Annotated in this window: 5 protein-coding genes; all 5 read right to left on the bottom strand. The window is 61.5% G+C overall.

All coding sequences use genetic code 11. The features are described 5' to 3' along the window. Nucleotides 1-78: 78 nt before the first annotated feature. The 5 genes from K5E40_RS34055 to K5E40_RS34035 all read right to left on the bottom strand — a co-directional run bounded on the left by K5E40_RS34055 (nt 79) and on the right by K5E40_RS34035 (nt 3437). Nucleotides 79-651 carry a HupE/UreJ family protein gene (locus K5E40_RS34055; protein WP_221734404.1) on the bottom strand — a complete coding sequence of 191 codons (573 nt, stop codon included), beginning with the start codon at nt 649-651 and terminating at the stop codon, nt 79-81. A 27-nt stretch (nt 652-678) separates the two neighbouring features. Beyond that, the gene (gene ureG, locus K5E40_RS34050; RefSeq protein WP_071174254.1) at nt 679-1293 is read right to left on the bottom strand and encodes an urease accessory protein UreG; all 615 of its coding nucleotides are present in this window, start codon (nt 1291-1293) and stop codon (nt 679-681) included. Nucleotides 1294-1332: 39 nt separating this feature from the next. Continuing rightward, nucleotides 1333-2007 (bottom strand): urease accessory protein UreF, encoded by a 675-nt coding sequence (locus K5E40_RS34045; protein ID WP_221734403.1) that lies wholly within the window; start codon nt 2005-2007, stop codon nt 1333-1335. Continuing rightward, complete coding sequence (ureE, locus tag K5E40_RS34040; RefSeq protein ID WP_221734402.1) at nt 2004-2504, bottom strand: urease accessory protein UreE; 501 nt, start codon at nt 2502-2504, stop codon at nt 2004-2006. The genes K5E40_RS34045 and ureE overlap by 4 nt, the downstream gene beginning before the upstream one ends. A gap of 300 nt (nt 2505-2804) precedes the next feature. Next, nucleotides 2805-3437 (bottom strand): TetR family transcriptional regulator, encoded by a 633-nt coding sequence (locus K5E40_RS34035; RefSeq protein WP_221734401.1) that lies wholly within the window; start codon nt 3435-3437, stop codon nt 2805-2807. Nucleotides 3438-3723: the final 286 nt, after the last annotated feature.

Genomic DNA, 3723 nt, shown 5'->3' with positions numbered 1-3723 from the left:
CCCCACAGGTTTTGTGTGCACCATCAATCCATTGTGGGAGCGGGCTTGCTCGCGAAGGGGCCGATCAGGCGTTAGAGATCAGCCCGCTAGCAACCACGCACCCGTCACCGCCGAAGCAGCACCCGCCAGGCGCACCAGCGGCGCAGCAGCCTGAGGCAGAAAACGAACCACCGCATAACCGGCGGCATGCAGCGCAGCGGTTGCCGCCACGAAACCGGCCGCATACGCCCAAGGACTCGACATGTCCGGCAACTCCAGGCCATGCGCGACACCATGGAACAGCGCAAACAACGCCGTCGCCGCCACCGCCATCACCAATGGCGGACGCACCACCAGCGCAACCGCCAGGCCCAGCGCCAGCACCGACGCCGCTATCCCGCTTTCCAGTGCCGGCAATTCCAGCCCTTCAAAGCCGAGCATGCCGCCGATCAGCATGGTGCCGACGAAGGTGCACGGCAGCGCCCAACGCGCCGCGCCTTGCTGCTGAGCCGCCCACAAACCGACGGCAATCATCGCCAGCAAATGATCGAGGCCGCCCATCGGATGGCTGATACCAGCGATCAAGCCACTATCGCCATGCCCAGGGTGAGCAAAGGCCAGCGCCGGGGTCAGCAGCAGCGCCAGGGCGCCAAGAATGCGTTTGAGTGTCATGGATAAGCTTCCTTGTTGATAAGTGAATCAGGCTGCGGTCAGCAGGCCCTGGCGTTCGATGAAGGCGATGATCTCTTCCAGGCCCTGACCGGTTTTCTGGTTGCTGAACACAAACGGCTTGCCGTTGCGCATGCGTTTTGTGTCGCTGTCCATCATTTCCAGCGAGGCGCCGACCAGTGGGGCGAGGTCGATCTTGTTGATCACCAGCAGGTCGGATTTGCAGATACCCGGCCCGCCCTTGCGCGGCAGCTTGTCGCCGGCCGAAACGTCGATTACGTAGATAGTCAGGTCGGACAGTTCCGGGCTGAACGTCGCCGAAAGGTTGTCGCCGCCGGACTCCACCAGAATCAGATCAAGCCCCGGAAAGCGCCGGTTCAATTGATCCACCGCTTCGAGGTTGATCGAGGCGTCTTCGCGGATTGCCGTGTGCGGGCAGCCACCGGTTTCCACGCCGATGATCCGCTCCGGTGCCAGGGCTTCATTGCGCACCAGAAAATCCGCATCTTCGCGGGTATAGATGTCATTGGTGACCACGGCGAGGTTGTAGCGCTCGCGCAGCGCCAGACACAGGGCCAGGGTCAACGCGGTTTTGCCGGAACCGACCGGGCCGCCGATACCGACGCGCAGAGGTTGTGTGTTCATGCGGCTTCTCCAAAAATAAAAGGCCTAAAAAAACAGGCCCTAGGAACGGAACAGGCGGCTGTACTGGCGCTCATGGGCCATGCACGCCAGGGACAGACCGAACGCGGTGCTGCCGATGTGTTCGGGGTTGATTCGGGTGGCGTCCTGCTGTGCCTGTTGCAGCAGCGGCAGCAGTTCGCTGGTCAGGCGCTGGGCGGCTTGCTGGCCCAGCGGCAGGGTTTTCATCAGGACGGCGAGCTGGTTTTCCAGCCAGCTCCACAGCCACGCGGCGAGCGCGTCCTGCGGGCTGATGCCCCAGGCGCGGGCGGCCAGCGCCCAGCCGAGGGCCAAGTGCGGTTCGGCGCACTGCTCAAGAAAGTCGCGCGCGGGTGCGTCCAGTTCCGGCAAGCCGTTGAGCAGTTGCTGCAACGAGTAACCCATCTGCCGGCTCTCCAGATGCAGTTCGCGGGTCTCACGGCTGGCGCGGTGGGTTTCGCAGATCTGCAGCAGTTCGCCCCAGTTTTCATCCGCAGCGGCCTGACAATGGGCGAGCAGCAGCGGCGCTTCGAATCGGGCGAGGTTGAGCAGCAACTGATCACTGATCCAGCGGCGAGCGCTGTCCGGATTGTTGACCCGGCCGTTATCCACCGCCATTTCCAGGCCTTGGGAATAGCTGTAGCCGCCAATCGGCAATTGCGGACTGGCCAGGCGCAGCAGCGCCCAGGCCGGATTCACAGGCGCACGCCGAACTGGTGGAGTTTGGGCGCGTAGTTGAAGTCTTCGTCGCCGTGGCGCGAATGGTGATGGCCGCCGCCGTAGGCACCGTGCTCCGGCTGGAACGGCGCTTCAATGGCTTCGACCTGCGCGCCGAGTTGCTCGAGCATCGCTTTGAGCACGTAATCGTCGAGCAAACGCAGCCAGCCATCGCCGACTTGCAGGGCAACGTGGCGATTGCCCAAGTGATAAGCGGCGCGGGTCAGTTCAAAGGCATTGGCGCAGGTGACGTGCAGCAGTTGTTCGGGGCGGGCGCAAACTCGAACGATGCGTCCGTCTTCAGCCTGTAGGCATTCGCCGTCATACAGCGGTGCCTGACCGCGCTCCAAAAACAACCCGACGTCTTCACCCTCGGCACTGAAACAGCGCAAACGGCTTTTGCTCCGTGCTTCGAAGGTCAGGAGCAACTCGGCGGCCCAGAGGGGTTGAGGGTCGATTCTGCGATGAATCACCAGCATCGGAAAGCTTCCAGCAGTGGACAATACTCAGGCTAGAGCAAGGGGCTTGCCAATCGGACGAGATGTAGGAAATCCCTGTCGGAGCGTAGTGGATGTTTCAAGATGTTGCGGGGAATTGAGATATTTTGGTGCGTGAGGATTTTTACATGCACCAAATGGAGGCCGAGACGCTGATCCAATTGTGGGAGGGGGCTTGCTCCCGAAAGCGGTGTGTCAGGCAAGCATGTTTCGACGGGCACACTGCATTCGGGAGCAAGCCCCCTCCCACAGGAGATGTATGACTATTTGGAGGGAGGAGGGTTATTCGGTACTGCCCAGCCCTTGCCAGTGCTTGAGCCCGATAAAGATGAAGCGCAGTTGCTGGGTGATCTTGGCCTGTGGCGTCAGATGTTCCGGCAAGGCCTCGGCCGGCGGGTCGATGATGTCCGGCAGGGTGGCGAAAACGGATTTGACGATCAGGTCGGCGATCACGCTCAGGCCGGCTGCGTCCAGATGCTGAAGCTTGGGCATCAGCCCAAGGTCAGCCGCCAGGTCGGCGCTGATGTTTTCGCGCAAGCGGCCAATCGCCTGTCGCACCGGTTGCGAGCCGCCATACTGCTCACGGGCCAGAAACAGAAATTGCGAATGGTTGGCGCTGACCACATCAAGAAAGATGCGCACCGACGCATCGATAATGCCGCCCATGACGAATTCGTTGTGGCGCACCAAGCGGATGGTCTCGCGGAAGGTCTGGCCGACTTCACTCACCAGCACCAAGCCCAATTCGTCCATATCGGCAAAATGCCGATAGAAACCGGTGGGCACGATTCCGGCGGTTTTCGTCACTTCGCGCAGGCTCAGGCTGCCGAATCCTCGGCCGCTTTCCATCAAGTGGCGGGCAGCGTCCATCAGGGCGTTGCGGGTCTGTTGTTTCTGTTCGGCGCGGGGCAGCATCGCAGGGCGTGTTCTTTGGCAGGACAAGCGCCGCACTCTAGCAAATCGGCTTTATCGGCGTCGAACGGCAGGGGGGGATGCAACGAAGGAAAATCGCGACTTCTTGAACGCTGTGGCTGAAAAGTCAAAAGCCCAATCGGGGAATTGGGCTTTTTTTCCAGGCCACCACGGGCTTAGCTTAAAGCGGCGTTGCGTTCGATCACACGGTCACCACCACCTTCGGCGAGCGCCTGGCCTTGTGGGGTTTTGTCGTAACCGTCTTCAACCAGGCCTTTTTGTTCGAGGC

Origin of the sequence: Pseudomonas baetica, from assembly GCF_019733355.1 — a bacterium.
GTDB lineage: Bacteria > Pseudomonadota > Gammaproteobacteria > Pseudomonadales > Pseudomonadaceae > Aquipseudomonas > Aquipseudomonas baetica_A.
This window is presented reverse-complemented; position numbering and strand designations above follow the sequence as displayed.